This is a genomic window from Nonomuraea sp. NPDC050022 (genome assembly GCF_044460705.1).
GTDB lineage: Bacteria > Actinomycetota > Actinomycetes > Streptosporangiales > Streptosporangiaceae > Nonomuraea.
On the sequence record NZ_JBITKE010000002.1, the window covers coordinates 493,782 to 512,685 of the forward strand.

General features: G+C 69.2%; 21 protein-coding genes. 14 read left to right on the forward strand and 7 right to left on the reverse strand.

The window, feature by feature from the left end; genetic code table 11:
* Window positions 1–57: 57 nt before the first annotated feature.
* Window positions 58–1,062 (reverse strand): metallophosphoesterase family protein, encoded by a 1,005-nt coding sequence (locus ACIBO2_RS08790; protein WP_397296074.1) that lies wholly within the window; start codon window positions 1,060–1,062, stop codon window positions 58–60.
* A gap of 82 nt (window positions 1,063–1,144) precedes the next feature.
* Here ACIBO2_RS08790 and ACIBO2_RS08795 point away from each other — a divergent pair, with 82 nt between their 5' ends.
* A complete protein-coding gene (locus tag ACIBO2_RS08795; protein ID WP_397296076.1) occupies window positions 1,145–2,380 on the forward strand; it encodes a hypothetical protein in 1,236 nt (411 codons plus the stop codon).
* 81 nt (window positions 2,381–2,461) lie between these two features.
* Here the strand turns inward: ACIBO2_RS08795 and ACIBO2_RS08800 are convergent, their stop codons facing one another.
* Complete coding sequence (locus ACIBO2_RS08800; RefSeq protein ID WP_358551144.1) at window positions 2,462–2,995, reverse strand: AAA family ATPase; 534 nt, start codon at window positions 2,993–2,995, stop codon at window positions 2,462–2,464.
* Window positions 2,996–3,241: 246 nt separating this feature from the next.
* Here ACIBO2_RS08800 and ACIBO2_RS08805 point away from each other — a divergent pair, with 246 nt between their 5' ends.
* Window positions 3,242–4,225: an MBL fold metallo-hydrolase gene (locus tag ACIBO2_RS08805; RefSeq protein WP_397296078.1), complete on the forward strand. Its 984-nt coding sequence runs from the start codon at window positions 3,242–3,244 to the stop codon at window positions 4,223–4,225.
* Between the two features lie 62 nt (window positions 4,226–4,287).
* Here the strand turns inward: ACIBO2_RS08805 and ACIBO2_RS08810 are convergent, their stop codons facing one another.
* Together ACIBO2_RS08810 and ACIBO2_RS08815 are read right to left on the reverse strand one after the other, a co-directional pair.
* Entirely contained in the window at window positions 4,288–4,506 is a 219-nt protein-coding gene (locus ACIBO2_RS08810; protein WP_358551140.1) for a hypothetical protein, read from the reverse strand.
* A 98-nt stretch (window positions 4,507–4,604) separates the two neighbouring features.
* Window positions 4,605–5,753 carry a lipase family protein gene (locus ACIBO2_RS08815; RefSeq protein ID WP_358551138.1) on the reverse strand — a complete coding sequence of 383 codons (1,149 nt, stop codon included), beginning with the start codon at window positions 5,751–5,753 and terminating at the stop codon, window positions 4,605–4,607.
* Window positions 5,754–5,964: 211 nt separating this feature from the next.
* Here ACIBO2_RS08815 and ACIBO2_RS08820 point away from each other — a divergent pair, with 211 nt between their 5' ends.
* Window positions 5,965–6,543: a hypothetical protein gene (locus tag ACIBO2_RS08820; RefSeq protein WP_357961346.1), complete on the forward strand. Its 579-nt coding sequence runs from the start codon at window positions 5,965–5,967 to the stop codon at window positions 6,541–6,543.
* A 3-nt stretch (window positions 6,544–6,546) separates the two neighbouring features.
* Here ACIBO2_RS08820 and ACIBO2_RS08825 read toward each other — a convergent pair whose 3' ends face one another.
* Entirely contained in the window at window positions 6,547–7,485 is a 939-nt protein-coding gene (locus ACIBO2_RS08825) for a YafY family protein (protein ID WP_358551136.1), read from the reverse strand.
* 113 nt (window positions 7,486–7,598) lie between these two features.
* On the opposite strand from ACIBO2_RS08825, the gene ACIBO2_RS08830 reads away from it, so the two are divergent.
* The 9 genes from ACIBO2_RS08830 (at window position 7,599) to ACIBO2_RS08870 (ending at window position 16,492) form a co-directional block, all read left to right on the forward strand.
* Window positions 7,599–8,432, forward strand: coding sequence for an NAD(P)H-binding protein (locus tag ACIBO2_RS08830; RefSeq protein ID WP_397296081.1), 834 nt, complete (start codon window positions 7,599–7,601; stop codon window positions 8,430–8,432).
* A gap of 38 nt (window positions 8,433–8,470) precedes the next feature.
* Window positions 8,471–9,628 (forward strand): epoxide hydrolase family protein, encoded by a 1,158-nt coding sequence (locus ACIBO2_RS08835; RefSeq protein WP_397296083.1) that lies wholly within the window; start codon window positions 8,471–8,473, stop codon window positions 9,626–9,628.
* A 60-nt stretch (window positions 9,629–9,688) separates the two neighbouring features.
* Window positions 9,689–10,786 (forward strand): winged helix DNA-binding domain-containing protein, encoded by a 1,098-nt coding sequence (locus tag ACIBO2_RS08840; RefSeq protein ID WP_358551130.1) that lies wholly within the window; start codon window positions 9,689–9,691, stop codon window positions 10,784–10,786.
* Window positions 10,787–11,135: 349 nt separating this feature from the next.
* A complete protein-coding gene (locus tag ACIBO2_RS08845; protein ID WP_397296085.1) occupies window positions 11,136–12,680 on the forward strand; it encodes a hypothetical protein in 1,545 nt (514 codons plus the stop codon).
* Between the two features lie 55 nt (window positions 12,681–12,735).
* Window positions 12,736–13,146 carry a roadblock/LC7 domain-containing protein gene (locus ACIBO2_RS08850; protein WP_357961336.1) on the forward strand — a complete coding sequence of 137 codons (411 nt, stop codon included), beginning with the start codon at window positions 12,736–12,738 and terminating at the stop codon, window positions 13,144–13,146.
* Entirely contained in the window at window positions 13,143–13,490 is a 348-nt protein-coding gene (locus ACIBO2_RS08855) for a DUF742 domain-containing protein (protein WP_358551126.1), read from the forward strand. The genes ACIBO2_RS08850 and ACIBO2_RS08855 overlap by 4 nt, the downstream gene beginning before the upstream one ends.
* The gene (locus ACIBO2_RS08860; protein ID WP_358551124.1) at window positions 13,471–14,049 is read left to right on the forward strand and encodes an ATP/GTP-binding protein; all 579 of its coding nucleotides are present in this window, start codon (window positions 13,471–13,473) and stop codon (window positions 14,047–14,049) included. The genes ACIBO2_RS08855 and ACIBO2_RS08860 overlap by 20 nt, the downstream gene beginning before the upstream one ends.
* Window positions 14,046–15,371: a cytochrome P450 gene (locus tag ACIBO2_RS08865; protein ID WP_358551122.1), complete on the forward strand. Its 1,326-nt coding sequence runs from the start codon at window positions 14,046–14,048 to the stop codon at window positions 15,369–15,371. The genes ACIBO2_RS08860 and ACIBO2_RS08865 overlap by 4 nt, the downstream gene beginning before the upstream one ends.
* On the forward strand, window positions 15,275–16,492 hold the full coding sequence (locus ACIBO2_RS08870) for a cytochrome P450 (RefSeq protein ID WP_358551120.1): 1,218 nt from the start codon (window positions 15,275–15,277) through the stop codon (window positions 16,490–16,492). Before ACIBO2_RS08865 ends, ACIBO2_RS08870 begins: the two co-directional genes overlap by 97 nt.
* Before the next feature lie 62 nt (window positions 16,493–16,554).
* Here the strand turns inward: ACIBO2_RS08870 and ACIBO2_RS08875 are convergent, their stop codons facing one another.
* A complete protein-coding gene (locus ACIBO2_RS08875) occupies window positions 16,555–17,508 on the reverse strand; it encodes a LysR family transcriptional regulator (protein ID WP_397296089.1) in 954 nt (317 codons plus the stop codon).
* Between the two features lie 73 nt (window positions 17,509–17,581).
* Between ACIBO2_RS08875 and ACIBO2_RS08880 the strand changes: the two genes are divergently transcribed.
* Both ACIBO2_RS08880 and ACIBO2_RS08885 read left to right on the forward strand, forming a co-directional pair.
* Complete coding sequence (locus ACIBO2_RS08880; RefSeq protein WP_358551116.1) at window positions 17,582–17,833, forward strand: hypothetical protein; 252 nt, start codon at window positions 17,582–17,584, stop codon at window positions 17,831–17,833.
* The gene (locus tag ACIBO2_RS08885; protein WP_358551114.1) at window positions 17,830–18,474 is read left to right on the forward strand and encodes a cyclase family protein; all 645 of its coding nucleotides are present in this window, start codon (window positions 17,830–17,832) and stop codon (window positions 18,472–18,474) included. The genes ACIBO2_RS08880 and ACIBO2_RS08885 overlap by 4 nt, the downstream gene beginning before the upstream one ends.
* Before the next feature lie 132 nt (window positions 18,475–18,606).
* Here the strand turns inward: ACIBO2_RS08885 and ACIBO2_RS08890 are convergent, their stop codons facing one another.
* On the reverse strand, window positions 18,607–18,864 hold the full coding sequence (locus ACIBO2_RS08890) for a hypothetical protein (RefSeq protein WP_397296091.1): 258 nt from the start codon (window positions 18,862–18,864) through the stop codon (window positions 18,607–18,609).
* Between the last annotated feature and the right edge of the window lie 40 nt (window positions 18,865–18,904).

Below are 18,904 nucleotides of genomic sequence, written 5' to 3' on the forward strand. Positions count from 1 at the left end.
AGCTCGATGACCCGACCTTCGCCCTCTCCGCGATCTTGGAGATGGCCAAGGTCGGGTTCATTTGGGCGGCTCGTCCAGGACCAGCCCCAACGCGGCCGCCAGGTCGATCGTTCTGCGTGGTGTCGGGCACTGCCTGGCCAGGTCCGCCTGGTCGAGGCGGCCGTTTCGGGCCTGGAAGAGAACCTTCGCAGCAGGATGTCGGCGCAGTCCCTCCTCGGTGAGCTCATCGGCGACTCGATGCGCCGTGGCGACCATGGTGGGGAATGCCGACTGCAGATTCGCGGCCCACTCTTGGAGCTCCTCCAACCACCCCCGTGTGGCGGTGTCAGGCGCCGAAGCGACCCGCTCTATCGCCTGAGCCAGCTCCAGCCAGGTGGAGTCATGCCAAGGCTTCGACTTCAGGACCGGCAACTGCCACTGGCGCTTGGTGGTCGACCAATGATCCGCGTGCGCCCTTACCGAGTGGACCGTGAATCCTGGGAGACACAGTGCGGTCAGATTCCAGCCGTGGCAGGCACCGGTGTCGAGGCCGAAGATCCGGCCGTTGAGGATCATCGGTTCCCTGCCGGTTACGTGATGGCCGAACACCACCGGCTTGGCATCGGTGTAGTGGTCGTACCAGCTGCTGTCCGGGAACAGCATCGTGAGCTCTCGTTCGCCCCTCGTCGAGCCACAGAGGATTTCCTCCCTCTGGTCGGCCAGCGGAATGCCGGACTGCATCGCGGCGTGGACGACACGGACGTGCTCGTTCTCGAAGTAGTACGGCAGTGTCCGCATCCAGTCGACCGTTTCGGCGTAGTGGTCGCCGAGCTGCAAGCGGGTGATCTCTTGTGCGTAGGAGAAGATCCCGCGTACGTGTTTCCGTTCGTGGTTACCCATGACCGCGACCGAATTCGGACGCTCGCGGAAGAGCCTGACCACGTCACCGGGCGCTTGACCGCGATCGACCAGATCACCGACGCTGACCAGCAGGTCGTCCGGTCGGATGTCGACTTTCTCCAGCAGTTCGAGCAACTCGTCGAAGCAGCCGTGGATGTCGCCGATGATGATCGTGCGCCGCATGCCGGCGATCCTAGGGAGGCGTCGGTTCGGCGGACAAAGGATTTGCGCGATGACCGATGCTGGAGACCCTACGATGCCGCGTGTGGATCGTGATCATATTCTCCTGACCCATCCCGGGACCTCGAAGCGCAAGTACCTGGAACTCCGGGTCGACGGCGTTGAGCTGCACCGGAATTGGTGGGCTGGTACCGGGAAACCGCAGGGGCGCTCGAAGGCGTTCGACGACGGGCCCGCGGCACGCGAGGCCCTGGAGAAGGTCGTCACTGAGAAGATGCGGGACGGGTACGCCCTGCTCCGCGACATCTCCGCAACCGAACCGGGTGACGTCGTCGTCCAGTGCGCGACGCGGGCAGAGAATGGCGCCGTGGAGATCGCCCTGCACCCGGACGGCCACACCGTCGCGGTCGCCCGCGGCATCCCCGACCGGGTCGGCAATGCCGGCTCCGATGTGCAGACAATCGATCTACGGACTGGCGTCCGGCAGGTGATTTACACCGATGCGTACCAGTACTCACTGATCCATACCATGGCCTTCGAGCCGGACGGATCGCACCTGACGTTCACTGTCCGCGACAGGATCACCATGGTGGAGGTGAGCTGCACGGTGGCGCTCGCCACCGGTCATGTCCAGCGCCTGCCCCAGACCCGACCGGAGTGGGACTCGGCCCGCCAGCGGATGCTGGTCGTCGACAACGATTACGCGCTGCGAGTGCTGGGCCCGGACGGCGGTTCGTGCCTCGATTTTCCGCCGGGCAAGCGCTTCCAGACCACCGCCGCACTGTCGCCGTCGGGTCGGCTCGTCGGCCTCACCCACGATCCGGACAACCGCGATACGGAGTACGACCTCGAGATCTGGGATGTTGACGCTGGTCAGCGAGTGCTCGCTGCCCCATTCCCCTTTCCCCCGGGATTCCAGGGGATCGGGCGCCAGTTCGACAAGCTGGCGTTCGATGGGAGCGAGCAAATCCTCGTCGCGAGCGGCGCGACCTCAGGATGCTTCGGCCTCTCGGTGGAGTCCGGTGCTCTGTGCTGGGCGATCGAGGGCGAGCGGGACGGGCACGAGCGATTCGCCGACTTCGCGCTGTCACCCGACGGCACCCTGCTCGCCGGCGCCCCCTCTCGTGGCCCGGTCATTGTCTACGACGTCGCGACCGGACAGCCGCTGAAGCCGCGCTTCGCGGTACCCGGCGAGTGGCCGAACTGGTACCAGGGGGTTGGTTTCTCCGCCGACGGCCGGCTTCTGGCGGTCGGCGACTACCCCGGCCGCGTTACGGTGTTCCGGTTCGACGGCGTGGAGTTCACCAAGCCCGGCGGTTGACGGCCGGCACCCGCTCGACTGCGGTAGTAGGCGCCTCCCGCGACTCGTCAGCATGGTCGAGGATGGCGAAGGAGTGGCCTTCTAAAGGGGCTGGTCAGCCGTGAGGTCGGCCTCCGCCAGGATTCGTTGGACGATCTCCAAAAGGGAACTGTCCTCCCCGATGACGCTCTCACAGCCATCGGGCAGCAGGTCACGCTCGATGTACCACTGACGCATCTCGCCTGCGCCGAACTGGGAACGCTGGGGCCGAGTCTCATGCCGACGGAGCGTCTCTTCCCAGGAGATGTCGAGGTAATAGAACAACGTCTTGCCAAGATGATCGCGGCCAAGCTCCTGCAGCATCTCCCCGTACCGGCTCGCGGTCAGAATGCCCTCCACGATCACGTGGTAGCCGACATCCAGGGCATGGCGGCACATGCTGTCGATGAGCCCGATATTCACCGCACCCGGTTTGTCCAGCTCACGAAGGATTTCGCGGCGCACCACGTCCTGGCTGATCAGCGCCATACCACGGCGGCCGTAAGTCTCCCGGAGAGCTCGCGCCACGCTCGACTTGCCCGAGCCGGAATTACCACGAATGACGATGAGCGCCGTACCCGGTGAGCCTGTTCGCACGTGGCCAACGTACCGACTCACGACAAACGATGAGGGCGCAGCGCCCGCCCTTGAGCGTGTCGGCAGCACGGCACCTCGGCCGAAGTCCCCGTGCAGGTCACTGAGCGCCACCACCACTACGTCGGCGCCTCTAATTCGCTACCCCATCGAGGGTCGCTGTGCCAGGGTTCTGCAGAAGATCAGGCGAACCGGGGGCTTCGATGTGGAATGGGCGCAGAGCGGCCGGAGGAATGGGATGAGCGAGAAATGACCGAGCTGGACCTGGCCTCGGCCGACCACCCCGCGCGCCTTGAGCAGGGGCACCCGTTCAGGCAGTGGAAGACCTGGCGGATGCCCGGCAGCGAGTTGACCCTCACCGGCTACTCTCGCGCGAACGACAAGACGTTCTTTCACATCCCCGAGCTGCGGTGCAGCCTCGACGCGGGGCTGTGCGAGGGGCGGCAGGTGGACACGGTCTTCCTGACCCACACCCATCATGACCATGCCAAGGACCTTGATTTCCTGGCCGCCAATCCCGCCGGCACGGACATCTACCTGCCCGCCGAGGCGGTGCCGTACGTGGAGTCCTACTTGCGCGCGTCCGCGGAGCTCAATCACGGAGCGGGGTTCGATCCCGCCCTGGCGACAGGACACCGCTTGCATGGGGTGCGGCGCGGCGACGAGTTCAGCTTCGGGCGCCGGGGGCACCTCGTGCGGGTGGTGGAGTGTGAGCACAAGGTGCCCTGTGTGGGGTACGCCTTCTCCGAGCGGAGCAAGGCGCTACGGCCGGAGTTCGAGCAGTTGCGTCAGGACCTGATTGAGCAGGGCAAGGGCGGCGAGTTCGGCCGGATCATGGCGCGGAAACGCAAAGAGGGGGTCCAAGTCGACCACGAGGTTCGGCGACCGCTGTTCGCCTTTCTTGGCGACACTCATGTGAATGTGTTCGCCCGCAACCCGTGGCTGTTTGAATACCCGGTCATCATCACCGAATGCACGTTTCTGGATGACACCGAGTTGGAGCGCGCGGATCGGATCGGGCACACGGTCTGGAGCCTGCTGCGGCCCGTGGTCGAGGCCCATCCGCAGACGTTGTTCGTTCTGACCCACTTCAGTCTGCGTCACTCCGATCAGCAGGTCCTCGCGTTCTTCCGGCAGCAGTGGGAGCAGGCGTCGCGGCCGGACAACAACGTTTTCCTGTGGGTTCACCCGGACAGCCACCTGCCTGAGCAGCACCAGCACTGCACTCCCTGACCATCGGCCGAGGGTCCGCCCCCCGGGGGAAAGGGAGACGGACCCGTTCGTATCAGTGCGTATTAGTAGGGGAAGACCGGATAGCCGTGGTAACCGCCGCCGACGCACGTGCGCCCGGTCGGGCTCAGCCAGTCAGGGACGACCACACCGCCCGCGAACACGCACTGGGTGACGGTGATGTACTCGCGGGCGGCGGCCTGAGCCGTCGCGGCAGGGGCGAGTGTCAGCGCACTCGCGGCGACCGCGGAGACGATGGTGAGGGTGAGGGTCAGGCGACGCATAGGACTCCCATCACGGAGAGTTATTTATCCACTACCTATGGTTACCTTTGCGATCGCCCGCCAAACTGCTACCGCCCCGCCAACCTGCGACAAGGCCGCTAACAGTTACCGAAGGCCGGGATGCCGAGGATGCGGAGTGCGAGCCATTCGATGGCCAGCGGCCCGCCCTCAATGGCCCCCGTCACGTGATTCGGAGCCGGGAGGGACGTCCAGCGGAGGTTGACCCCCGTCCGGCAGTACTCCGAGCGCAGCGTGGCCGAGATCGCCTGCGGGATGATCTCGTCGCCCTGGGCGTGGTAGATGAACATCGGGACACGCGGCGCGGTCGCCCCGAGGCGGTTCTCGGCGAGCCGGGCCAGCCACTTGGGCTGGTTCATCAGGTCAACGGGGCTCAGGTCGGAGAAGCGCAGGCCGGCGAGCTTGCTGCCCAGGTCGCCCACGCAGTCGTCGGCCGCGTCCGCGAGCAGGGCGCGACCGCGGTCGTTGAGGTCGGCGTTGAGATCGAGTTCCGGGTAGGCGGCGTCGAAGCCGACCCCGGCCGCGGCGGCCAGGCCGAAGTTGGCCCCGCCGTCGAGGTGGTCCGCCACCGCGTGCAGGTCGGCCGGGACTCCGCCCGCGGCCACGCCCTTGAGCCGCAGCTCCGACGCGTACGACGGCTGGAGTTGAGCAGCCCACGCGGCCGACGCGCCGCCCTGCGAGTAGCCCATGATCGCGACCGGCCCGCCCGTGGACAGGCCCGAGCCCGACACGCGCGTGGCGGCCCTGATCGAGTCCAGTACGGCGTGACCCTGCGAGATCCCCGCCATGTAGGTGTGCACTCCCGGCGTGCCGAGGCCCTCGTAGTCGGTGATGGCCACCGCGAACCCCTTGAGCAGGAACAGGCTCACCAGCGCGAGCTCCGCCTCGCCGCCCCGGCTCATGCTGGCCGAGGGCGCGCACTGGTCGCCGAGTCCGTGGGTGCCGACGGCGTACCCGATGATCGGGCGCTTGCCCAGCGGGTAGCTCGCCTTGGGTACGAGCAGGGTGCCGGACACGGCGTTCAGCGAGCCGGTGGCGGAGGTCGAGCGGTAGAGCAGGTGCCAGGCGTTCACCGGGACTTCGAGCAGCTTGCCCGGCAGCAGGTAGACGGTGGTGGGCTGGGCGGTGACCACGTCCCCCGCCGCGGCCGCGCGGGCAGGCGGCGCCGCGACGAAGGACGCGATCAGTAAGAGGATCATGGTCATGCTGACGCGGACACGTAACCTCATGTGCCACCCCTCTCCGTGGGGTTCGCTCAGGGGAAGGCGGCGCCGCGAGCCGATCGTTACCCGGCAGTAACCTCGTGTCAAGGCCCGAAACGACGGCGAATCCGAGCCGTTGTCAGACTGCCTGCCGCGCCACATAACACTGGCCACGACCGCATCACCGGGCCGCCCCGAAACGGTGAACTCCAGTGCGACGGTCGGGCACCATGGACGGATGGATGCTGGTTCGGTGACCTTTCTGCGCGAACTGCTCGCCGAGACCGGCTGGGTGGAGCGCACCCGCGAGCTCGGCCTGGCGCTGCGGACCACCCGCTCGCCCGGCGGCCTGATGCTGGTGGGCACGCCCGACGACGAACCGTGGCATCTCACCGCGCACCTCGCCGACGAGGCCCGGCTCTCCGAGCTGCCGCAGCTCGCCCCCACCCTGGTCCGCTGGAAGCCGCCCGCCGACGCCCCGGCCCACCTGCGCGTCGGGCTCGACCGGATTCAGCGGGCGGGGCGCGGCGAGACGCTGTTCGTGGTGGCCGAGCAGGACGCGCCCGTGCCGCTGCTCGAACGGGTCAACGACGCCCGCCGTACGGGGGCGACGATCCTGGCGCTGGAAGGCGGCGACACGGCGCTGGAGGGGCTGGCGCACGACGCGATCGCCGTGCCACGGCTGGGACCGGTCACCTTCGACGGCGCCCAGCACCTGGTCAGCATGGCCGCGGGCGAGCTGCCTGCGCGCCCGGGGCTGCGCGAGCGTCTGGCCCGCCTGCTGGAGAAGGTCAACGGTCCCCAGGTCGCCGACTGACGCTCATGACCCGGCGTTGGTGAGCCTGCCGGCGAGTGCCCGGACATGGTCCTTGAGCTCGGGCGGGTCAAGGACCTGGAAGTCGAAGCCTTTGAGCGCGACGTAGAGGGCGATTTTGTCGAGGGAGTCGCCGCCGGCGTAGAAGAGGCAACTGTCCGCGTCGCGGTGTTCGAGGCGGCCCGCGGTAGGTGAGGTGTGTTCGGCGACGACGTCGAGCGGCGCGTGGAACAGGATGGTCGCCCGATACCGGTACGGGGAACTCGTGAGGGCGTTGGAGACATAGGTCCGTACCCCCTCGGCGGGTTCGGGCCGGGGCGTGAAACGCGGCCCAGGCTGCGGAGCCGAGTCCATACGGTCGACGCGGAAGGTGCGCCAGTCGTCGCGGTCGAGGTCGAAGGCGAGCAGGTACCACCGCCGGCCGGTGTGGACGAGGCGGTACGGCTCGACGCGGCGGGCGCGCTGCTGGTACCCGAAGCGGATGCCCTCGTGGGCGCGGCAGGCGGCGGCCAAGGCGGTGAGCAGATCGGGATCCACCATCGGGCCGGGGCCGGTCAGCGGCAGGATGGCCGACTGCATCGCGCCCACGCGGTGGCGCAGCCGGGAGGGCAGAACCTGTTCGAGCTTGGCGAGCGCGCGTAGCGAGGTCTCCTCCATCCCGGTGACCGTGCCCGTAGCGGCGGCGCGCAGGCCGACCGCGATGGCGACGGCTTCGTCGTCATCGAGCAGCAGCGGCGGCAGGGCGGCGCCGACCCCCAGCCGATAGCCGCCGGTGATGCCGGTGGCGGACTCCACCGGGTAGCCGAGCTCGCGGAGCCGGTCGACGTCGCGGCGGACGGTACGGGTGGTGACACCGAGGCGCTCGGCCAGCTCGCCGCCGGGCCAGTCGGGGCGGGACTGGAGCAGGGACAGCAGCCGCAGCAGCCGCGCCGAGGTTTCCAACATCCGCGCGCAATTCCCTTCGATCCGAAGACTTGAGGACCGGACCTGTCCTCAATGGTTTCTAGTGTTCCTCGTACCGGGGTCGCCCGGGAACCCTCGAAATCAAGGAGAGCTTCATGATCCTCGTCACCGGCGCCACCGGAAACGTCGGCCGCCACGTGCTCGACCTGCTGGTCGCCAGCGGTCACGCCGTGCGTGCCCTGACCCGGTCCCCGCAGCAGACGGTGTGGCCGGCCGAGGTCGACGTCGTCGCCGGCGACCTGGCCGACCCGGCGTCGCTGGACGCGGCCCTGACCGGCGTGGAGTCGGTCTTCCTGTTCGCCGTGCCGGGCAGCGGGCCCGCGTTCGCCGCCGCCGCCCAGCGGGCCGGCGTGCGCCGGGTCGTGCTGCTGTCCTCCGGCGGGGTGGACGACGACGCGGAGGTCCAGGACGGGCCGATCGCCACCTACCACGCCGAGATCGAGCAGGCCCTGCGCGGCTCCGGCCTGGCGTGGACCTTCCTGCGCCCGGACGTGTTCGCCGCCAACAGCCTCATGTGGGCCGGGCAGACCAGGTCCGGCGACGTGATCCGCGGCGCCTACGCCGGCGCGGCATCCGCCCCGGTGCACGAAGCCGACATCGCCGCGGTCGCCGTGGCCGCCCTCACCGAGGACGGGCACGCCGGTCAGACCTATCGGCTGACCGGCCCGCAGTCGCTCAGCCACGCAGACCAGGCCGCCATCCTCGGCCAGGCGCTCGGCCGGCCCATCAGCTACGCCGAACTACCCGCCGAGACCGTGCGCGAGGCGATGAGCGCCCACGTGCCGGGCCCCATCCTGGACAGCATTTTCGCCACCTGGGCCGCCTCCGTCGGCCGCACCGCACCCACCACCACCGACATCGAGAAGGTCACCGGTCGGCCCGCGCGCGGCTACCACGACTGGGTCCTCGACCACGCCGCCGCGTTCTAGCCACGAGACATCATTCAAGGAGACCTTGCGTGTCAGACATGAGCGAAACGATCATGCCGTTCCGGATCGATGTCCCCCAGAGCGATCTCGATGACCTGCACCGCCGGCTGTCCGCCGTGCGGTGGCCGAGCGAACTGCCCGATGTCGGCTGGAGCCGCGGCGTTCCCCTGGCCTACCTCAAGGAGCTGGCCGAGTACTGGCGCACCTCCTACGACTGGCGCAAGCATGAGGCCGCGTTGAACGACATCCCGCAGTTCACCACCGAGATCGACGGGCAACGGGTGCACTTCATGCACATACGTTCCCCGCACCCGGACGCCCTGCCCCTGATCCTCACCCACGGCTGGCCCGGATCGGTGGTCGAGTTTCTCAAGGTCATCGGCCCGCTGACCGATCCGGCCGCGCACGGCGGGGACCCGGCCGACGCCTTCCACCTGGTCATCCCGTCGCTGCCCGGCTTCGGATTCTCCGGCCCCACCCAAGAGACCGGATGGAACAGCGGCCGGATCGCGCGGACGTGGGCGCGGCTGATGAGCCGGCTCGGCTACGACCGGTACGGCGCGCAGGGCGGCGACCTCGGCGCCCTGGTCACCCCGGAACTCGGCCGTGCCGCCACCGGGCAGGTCGTCGGTGTACACGTCAACGCGGCCTCCTTCGGGTTCATCCCGTTCGGGGAGGTCTCGGACGAGGAGCGGGCCACGCTGACCGACGCCGAGCGGGCCCGGCTGGGACGGGCGAAGGAGTTCATGGACGACCAGAGCGGCTACTTCAAGATCTCGGCCACCCGGCCGCAGACGGTGGCGTACGCCCTCACCGACTCACCGGTCGGCCAGCTCGCCTGGCTCGTCGAGAAGTTCAAGGAGTGGAGCTTCCCCGCCGCCGACCTGCCCGAGGCCGCCATCGACCGGGACCTGCTGCTGACGGACGTGATGCTCTACTGGCTCACCGGCACCGCCGGGTCCGTCGCCAACCTGTACTACGAGAACATGCACGCCAACACCTGGCACACCGAGCCGGCCACCACACCCACCGGTGTCGCCGTGTTCGCCCACGACCTGCCCATCCGCCGCTACGCCGAATACGGCAACAACATCACCCACTGGTCGGAATTCGACCGCGGCGGCCACTTCGCCGCCCTGGAAGCACCCGACCTGCTCACCGCCGACATCCGGGCCTTCTTCCGCCCGCTCCGCTAGCGGCGCCCTGCCGGGCCGCGGCGGCCGCGGCCCGGCTACCCCACCCCTTGAGGACCCTTCGTGCCACGACTCACCACCCGCGCGCTCAACCGAGCCACCCTCGACCGGCAACTGCTGCTGCACCGCGCGGACCTGACCGTGCCGCAGGCGCTGGAACGGCTGGCCGGCCTGCAAGCCCAGACGCCGCACACCTGGTACGTCGGGCTGTGGACCCGCCTGGTCGACTACGCTCCCGAACCCACCGCCCGGCTGCTCACTGACGGCGCCATCGTACGAATGGCGTTGATGCGCTCGACCATCCACCTGGTGACCGCCGCCGACTGCCTCTGGCTACGGCCGCTGGTGGAGCCGGTCATCGAGCGCAGCACGCTGGGTGCCTTCGGCCGCCACCTCACCGGCCTGGACCAGGCCGAACTCGTGTCCACCGCCCGCGAACTGCTGGCATCCGAACCACTGACGTTCAGCGCCCTGGGCCGAAAGCTGGCCCAGCGGTGGCCGGAACGCGACCCGGCCGCGCTGGCCCAGGCGGCCCGTGCCTGGGTGCCGCTGGTGCAGGTCCCGCCGCGCGGGCTGTGGGGCCGCAGCGGCCCGGCCGCCCACACCACGGTCGAGACCTGGCTCGGCCGGACAGTGGACCAGGCCGCGTCGGTGGACACCCTGGTACTGCGCTACCTGGCGGCCTTCGGCCCGGCGACCGTCCTCGACGCCCAGCGATGGTGCGGGCTGACTCGGTTGTCCGAGGTCATCGACCGGCTCCGGCCACGCCTGGTCACCTTCCGGGACGAGCAGGGCCGTGAACTGTTCGACCTTCCCGACGCGCCACGGCCGGATCCGGACACCCCGGCCCCGGTACGTTTTCTCTACGACTTCGACAACCTGCTGCTCTCCCACAACGACCGCAACCGCGTGGTCACCGTCAACTACGCCGACCAGGGCTTCGGCAGGACCAACGAACAGCCCCGCTCCGTACTGGTCGACGGCTACGTAGCCGCCACCTGGAAACTCGCCACCAACCACGACACCGCGACCTTGACCGTGCGCCCATTCCGGAAACTGACCGCGGCCGAACGCGAACAACTCGACGCCGAAGGCGCCCGGCTACTCGCCTTCCTCACGCCCAGCACCACAGTCCACGACATCGCGGTCCATCGGCATTAAACCCGACAAATCGGACGAGAAACCGTATTGCCGAACGCAGTGATTTCCTCACTCATAGTTGACTAACCTAGCCAAACGGGAATACTGGATTTCCCGTTTGGCCGTCGTTCCACTGAGACCGAGGATGCCCATGTCGCTTGGCACCGCCATGCCTCCGGCAGAACCGCACCAGGCACGTAGCGGTGCCGGCGTCGCGGAAGGGCTCGTACCACGCCGACCCGGCCCCCGTCGGCCGCCGCGTGAGACCGACACGCGCCGCTAACGGGCCCTTCGGCGGTCGACACCCTCCCCGCCGGCTCTCCCCGACCCCAGGACTGTCATGCCGCCAGACTCCTTCAGTGTCCCGATAATGATCGGCGCCGCCGTTCTCGCCCTCGCCCTCGCGGGCGTCGTCATCTTCCACATACGCCTACGCCGCGACCTCGCCAAGGTCCGTGGGGAGCTCGTCCAGGCCCGTCAGGCTCACGAGCACCTGACACGCGAGACCAGTGCCAGGAACCAGTGGCAGGCGCAGGTGGAGCGCCAAGCTCAGGAGAGCGTGGAGCAGATCCGCGAGGCGCGCGCCCAACAGGACCTCCTGCGCGCCGAGACCGAGCACCTGATCTCGAAGCGGATACCCGCCCTGCTGTCCCACCTGCGCGCCCCGCACGTGATCGTGCCCGGCGTGCAGAATCCGGCGCTGGCCGGCACGGACATCGACAGACAGCACCGCGCCATCCTCGAGGCGCTCACCCGCGGCGTCCGCGAGGAAGGCGAGCGCATCGACGAGGCGGCCCAGGCCGTCGTCAGGGGCGCGATGTCCCGCGTGCAGACCCAGGCGCTGCGCGCCCAGGACCTGCTGGCCGGCGTGCAACAGCGCTACAGCGGCGACGAGCACACGGCGCTGCTGCGCGAGGTGCTGGGGCTCGACATGTTCAACGAACTGATGATCCGTCGCGTGCAGGTCACCGGCATCGCCTGCGGCGCCACGCCCGGCCTGTCACGTGATGACACCTACCTGGTGGACCTGATGGTCGGCGCCATCTCCCGGGTGGAGAACTTCGAGCAACGCGTCGAGGGCCCGGCCAACCACCTGCGACGCCGGATCGGGGTCGCCGCCCGCGCCGCGGAGTCGATCCTGCTCATCACGGCAGAGCTGCTGGCCAACGCGGTCCACCACTCCCACGGCACGCTCAAGGTGACCATCGCCGTGCACGAGACCAACACCGGCGCCGCCATCGTCATCGACGACGCCGGTGTCGGCCTCAACGAGGACCAGTACGCTCGCGCGACCCGCTTGCTGAGCGGCACCCACCCGGTCCGCCTGATCGACCTGGGCAATCCGCCCCACACCGGCTGGGCCGCGATCGGCCGCCAGGCCGCGCATTACGGCATGCAGGTCACGGTCAAGAAGAGCGCCTTCGGCGGCGTCCAGGCCGTGCTGAACATCCCCACCGCCCTGCTGGTGGAGATGCCGGAGGACAGCCGTCCGTCGGTGCTGGCGCCCGAGCCGATCCGCGCCGCAATCCCGGCCTCCGCCACCGCCCTCCGGTCGGCGCACGTGGCAGCCGTCCCGGCCCCAGCACCGGCCCCAGCACCGGCACCGGCCATCCGGCTGGAGCCCGTCGCCTCCTCCGTACGACCCGAGCCCGCGGCGACGCTCCGTACAGAACCCGCGACGACCCCCGAGCAGCGACAGGCCCCTGCGGGGGATCTCGCGCCACTGCCACAGCGCCGCCGCCAATCGCCGACCGGGCCGAGGCCCAGCAGAGGCCGGGGCGGCTCGGACGACAGGGTGCTCACCACCCCGGAGGAGGCCCAGAAGCGGTGGGGCGACTTCCAGGTCGGAGCCGAAGCGGGCCGCCGCGAAGCGCTGCCGCCGGAGCAGCAGCATGACATCACCGAAGGGATTTGACCGCTCCATGGATGCTCACAGCGCTTCCAGCCGTGTTCAGACCAAGGGTCGCCCGTTGTCCCTCGATGTGTCCTGGGTCCTGTCGCCTCTGCTGGCAGTGCCCGGTGTCGCCCGCGGCGTGGTGCTGAGCCGTGACGGGCTCATCCTCGGCGGCTCCGCTGACGTGACCGCCGAGACCGGCGAGCGCGCCGCCGCCATGACGAGCTCCGTACTGGGGGCGGCCCGCGCCCTGTGCGACGGCCTCAGCAACGGCGCCGACGGCGAAGTGGTGGACATCGTCATCTCCGCCGGCAGCGGCGGCTACTACTACATCGCCCCGGCCGGCGACCGCGCCGCCATCGTCGTCGCCGCCACCGGCACGGTCAACATCGGCGCGCTGGCCTTCGAGGTGCAGTTGCAGGTGCAGAAGCTGGTCAAGGCTCTCGACGAGGCCAGCGCGGCCAGGGTGCCGGGCGTCCGGACATGACCTCCGGACGGCGGCGGCGTGTCGTCCCGGACTACATGGCCGCCGCGAGGCTGACCGTGCCCGAGCACATCAATGTCGAGCGCACGACCCTGGTCTACATCGCGCCCGACGCCGCCACCATCGGGCTGGACCCTCCGGGCTCGCATCTGCTCGCCCTGCTGCGGGATGGGCCGCTGTCGGTGTACGAGTGCGCCGCGCATCTGGGACTGCCGTACTGCGTGGTGCGGTTGCTGGTCGCCGGGCTGGTCGGGGGCGGAACGCTGCTGACCCGCGATCCGCCGACCGCCGACCTGCCCGACATCGAGATCTTGGAGTTGGTGCTCAGTGGCCTCCGCGCTCTTTGACAGCGGCATCAGTACCGAACACATCCCGGTCAAGCTGGTCATCGCCGGGCCGTTCGGCGTGGGCAAGACGACCATCGTGAGCGCCCTCTCGGAGATCAGGCCCCTCAACACCGAGGAGGTGCTCACCCAGGCGGGCACGCTGGTCGACGACCTCACCGGCGTGAACGAGAAGACGACCACGACCACCGCGATCGACTTCGGCCGCCTCACCTTGCCGGGTGTGGTGCTCTACCTGTTCGGAGCACCGGGACAGACCCGGTTCCAGGTCCTGTGGAACGAGCTGGTCCGCGGCGCGCTGGGGGTGCTGGTGCTGGCCGACACCCGCCGCATCGACGACAGCTTCGCCGTCCTCGACCTGGTGGAGAAGGCGGGCATCCGCTACGCGGTGGCCGTCAACCACTTCCCCGACTCGCCGGACTACCCGCCGGAGGCCTTGCGCGAGGCGCTCGACCTGGGCCCGCGCACGCCGCTGGTGGTGTGCGACGCCCGCGACCCCGCCTCCGCCCGCGCCTCGCTGATCGCGCTGGTGGAGCACATCAGAGAGCTGGTGCTGTCATGACCATGCGCTATATGCCCGACGCCGGGCGCCTGTACGGATCTGAGTACGCCGGCGACCCGCAGGCGGTCTACGCGGATCTTCGCCGGCGGCACGGCGCGGTCGCCCCCGTGGAGATCGCCCCGGGCGTCGAGGCCCACCTGGTGATCGACTACAAGGCCGCCCTGGACGTCCTCACCAACGTCGGCGGCGTCTGGAGCAAGAACCCCAGCGCCTGGCAGACGCGGCTCCCCGACACCCCCGAGGCCGCGGGCATGATAGCCATGCTCGGCCACCGGCCCAACGCGCTGTTCTCCGACGGGGCCGAGCATGCCCGCTACCGCAAGGTGATCTCCGACTGCTTCCAGCTGGTCCAGCCGCACAAGCTGCGCCAGATGGTGATCGAGGTGTCGGACTCGCTCATCAGCCAGTTCGCCGCGAAGGGCGAGGCCGACCTGGTCGCCGACTTCGCCCGGCTCATCCCGGCCCGCATCTTCAACCTGCTCTTCGGGCGGCCCGACGCCGACAGCGCCGACTTGATCCAGGCCCTGGCGGACATGATGGAAGCTGACGGCGAGACAGGCGCACGGGGCAGCGAAGCGTTCGGCCGCTACATCGGCGAGCTGATCCAGGCCAAGTACGCCCAGCGGGGCGACGACCTGACCTCCTGGTTCATCGACCATCCTGCCGCGCTGCAGACCGACGAGCTGGCGCAGAACATCGTGCTCGTGATGGCCGCCAGCTACGAGCCCACGGCCAATCTGATCTCCAACACGATCTCCCGGATGGTCAGCGACGACCGCTACTACAGCTCGCTCACCAACGGCGCGCTCAGCACGTACGACGCCCTCATGGAGGCCCTGCGCGCCGAGCCCGCCATGTCGAACTACGGCCCGTACTTCGTGCGCCAGCCCGTGCACTTCCACGGCACCTGGATCCAGCCGGCCGAGCTGGTCCTCGTCTCCTACGCCGCGGCCAACACCGAGCCCACCAACATTCCCGAAGAGCTGCGCTCCGACGGCGGCGCGTACCTGGGCTTCGGCGCGGGACCGCACCGCTGCCCGGCCAGCGACCCGGCCGTGCTCATCGCCATGACCGCGATCGAACGCCTGACCTCTCACCTGTGCGACCTGGAACTGACCGTGCCACGCGAGGAGCTCCCGTGGCGGCCCGGCCCGTTCCACCGTGCGCTGGCACATCTGCCGGTGCGCTTCACCCCCATCCGCCCAGATCAGCCAGGAGAATCCCCTTGGGTAGTGCAGCCCCCGTCGTCCTTGACCCCTTCGGAGCAGACCTCCCCGGTGAGGTCCGTCGGCTACGTGACCTCGGCCCCCTGGTCCTCGTAGAGCTCGCGGGAGGCATCCCGGCCTGGGCCGTAACCCGGCACGACCTGCTCAAGCAGTTGATCCTCGATCCGCGGGTGAGCAAGGACAAGCGGCACTGGCGGCTGCTGCCTCAGGCGCTCACCGAGCCGGGCTGGACCTGGATCATGACCTGGATCGGCGTGTCGAACATGCTCAGCGCCTATGGCGAGGAGCACCGGCGGTTGCGCAAGCTCATCGCCCCGAGCTTCACCGCGCGCCGTACCAAGGCCATGCAGCCGGTCGTCGAGGGGATCGTCGCGGAGCTGCTGGACGCCATGGCCGCGGTGCCGCCGGGCCAGGTCGTCGACCTGCGCGGCGCCTACGCCCACCCGCTGCCGATGCGGGTGATCTGCGAGCTGTTCGGTGTCCCGGCGGACATGCGGGTGGCGATGGCCCAGGTGATGGAGGCCATCATGGACACCACCGCCACCCCGGAGCAGGCGGCGGCCACGGCGGCCCAGATCGGCACCGTGCTGCCCGCCCTCGTCTCCTACAAGCGCGAGCACCCGGGCGACGACCTGACCACGGAGCTGATCAATGTCCGCGACAGCGGCGACTCGCTCAGCGACGACGAGCTGCGCGACACCCTGCTGCTCCTCATCGCGGCCGGGCACGAGACCACCGTCAACCTGATCGGCAACGCCGTACACGCCCTGCTCACCCATCCCGACCACCTCCGGCGGGTCCTGGCGGAAGAGATCTCCTGGGAGGCGGTGATCGAGGAGACACTGCGCTGGGCGCCGTCGATCGCCAACCTGCCGCTGCGGTTCGCGATCGAACCGATCGAGATCGGTGGTGTACGGATCGAGGCGGGCGACGCGATCATCACCAGCTATCTGGCGGCCGGGCACGACCCCGACCAGCACGGCCCGGACGCCGACCGGTTCGACCCGACCCAGGACCGCGACGAAAACCTGGCCTTCGGCATCGGCGTGCACCGCTGCATCGGCGCTCCGCTCGCCCGTCAGGAGGCGCTCACCGCCCTGCCCGGATTGTTCGCCCGGTTCCCGGACCTCCGGCTGGCCGTGGACGAGAGCGAGTTGCCGCACGTCCCGTCCTTCATCGCGCACGGCTGGAGCAGGCTACCGCTGCTGCGCCGCTGACCCATGTCGGCGACGCCCGGCCGGGACCGATTCACCGGCCGGGCACAGTTGATCGATCAGCGCTACGAGTCAAGTGGCTCGGGGGTGTGGAGGTGGCCGACGAGGGTGGCGTCCAGCGCGGCGGTGGCGTCCTCGATCGCGCTGATCACCACCGACTGCACCGGGTCCGGCTCCCCCGATCTCGTACGGCTGACCCGCGTGACGGCGTCCAGCCGCCGCGCCCCCACATCCCGGATCTCACTGACCCGCACCTCCCCCTCCGGCACGTCCAGCAGGGCGAGCGACGGCACGATCGCCACCCCGTACCCGGCCGCCACCAGCGCCAGCGTGGGATCGAACTCGGTGATGACGTGCACCTTGCGCGGCTCGAACCCGTGCAGCCCGGCCAGCCGATCGAGCGCCTGCCCGCACGCCTGGTCGGGCTCGCTGGCCACCCACGGCAGTTCCGCCAGGTCGGCGACCGTGTGCGGGTCGGGCCCGTCCGGCGGCACCACGATGCGGTACTCGTCCACGTACAGGGGGCGGACGGCCAGCGACGGCTGAGCCGGCACCGGCAGGCTCATGTCCTGCTCGGTGATCAGCACGTCCACGGCCCCCAGCCGCAGCTCCTGGAGCGCGGGCTGGCCGTACACCTCGTGAATGACCGGCACGATCTTGGGGTGGCGGACGGCGAGGTCGCGCATGGCGGGCACCAGAACGTGCTTGATCACCGTCGGGAAGGCGGCGATCCGCACCGGCCCGGCCAGCCGTTCGGTGAAGCGGGTGAGCTCGCGCCTGGCCTCGGCCAGCTCCTCCTCCACACGCTCGGCGTATCCGGCGAGCACCCGGCCCGCCGGAGTGAGCGAGACGCGGCGCTGTGAGCGGTCGATGAGGGCGAGGCCCACCTCACGTTCGAGCTGGGCGAGTTGCTGGGACACCGCCGACGGTGTCAGGAACAGGGCCTCGGCCGCGCGCATGACGCCGCCGCGGCGGGCGACCTCGTGCAGGACACGCAGCCGGCGGGGGTCGATGTCCATGCAGATCAGCTTACGTCAACCTTTAGCAATCTTTATTTGCGCTTCAGCGCAATAACTCCGGACAATTGCGCGCATGAGCTTCCTCGTTGACGCCCTCGGCTGGCTGGGCGCCGCGTTATTGCTGTTCGGGTACGCCATGGTCTCCTCGTCACGCATGTCCGGTGACGGCGCCCACTACCAGTTGATCAACCTGGCCGGCTCGATCGGCCTGATGGTCAACAGCGCCGCGAACGCCGCCTGGCCCTCGGCGGGCCTGAACCTCGTCTGGGCCCTCATCGGCGCCACGGCCATCTACAAGCTCACCAGGATCGGATTCGCTCAATGATCGTCGAACTCAGCCACCGCATCACCGACGGCATGGTGACGTACCCGGGCATTCCGGGGCCGGTGATCGGTACGCACCTCAGCAGGGAGGCCTCGCGCGAGGTCTACGAGCCGGGCACCGAGTTCCACATCGGCACGATCGCGCTGGCCGCCAATACCGGCACCTACCTGGACACCCCCTACCACCGCTACCCCGACGGCCAGGACCTGTCACAAGTGCCGCTGAGCAAGCTGGCCGATCTGCCAGGGCTGGTGGTACGGGCCGAGGGCGTCAGAAAGGTCGTCCTCGACGAGGACCTGGACGTCCGCGGCCGGGCCGTACTGATCCAGACGGGCTGGGACCGGCACTTCGGCACTGACGAGTATCAGCGCGAGCACCCGTATCTGGCGCCGGAGTCGGCGGCCTGGCTAGCGGAGCAGGGGGCGGCGCTGGCCGGCATCGATTCGCTGAACATCGACGACACCCCGTCGCGCGGCCCGCGCCCGGCACATTCGGTGCTGCTCCAGGCCGGCATCCCGCTGGTCGAGCACATGACCGGGCTCGCGGCGCTGCCGGACGAGGGTTTCCGCTTCCACGCCGCGCCGCCCATGGTGGCGGGCATGGGGACGTTTCCCGTCAGGGCCTATGCGGTGGTCCCTTAATAGCGGGCCATTCAACGCGCATTCAGCGAAAAGCAGGCTACGGCGGGCCACCGCCCGGTCAGCGGCCCGCCGTAGCCTCAGAACTTACTGCGCACTATCGTCTCCGGGCCCACATCCGAGCCCGGATCCGAATTACGAGCAGACCGATGCGATACAGACGTTGATCTTCTTGATGATAACCGTCGGGTTGAACGACGCGTACGTGTTGAAGACCGAGTTCTTGATGGCCGTGACGTTCACGACGGTGTTGTTGCAGGTGACGACGTTGGCGAGGCCGTTGGAGCAGGAATAACCGCCGGTGGCCTGGGCCATGGAAGCGCCACCCACGAGCGCGGAGCCGAAGAGACCGAGCATAAGTGCGACCGAGGCCACTCGCTTGTTCGCCTTCATGGAATTATCCATCCCCTCTTTTGCGTGGCGCCCTTTCCGC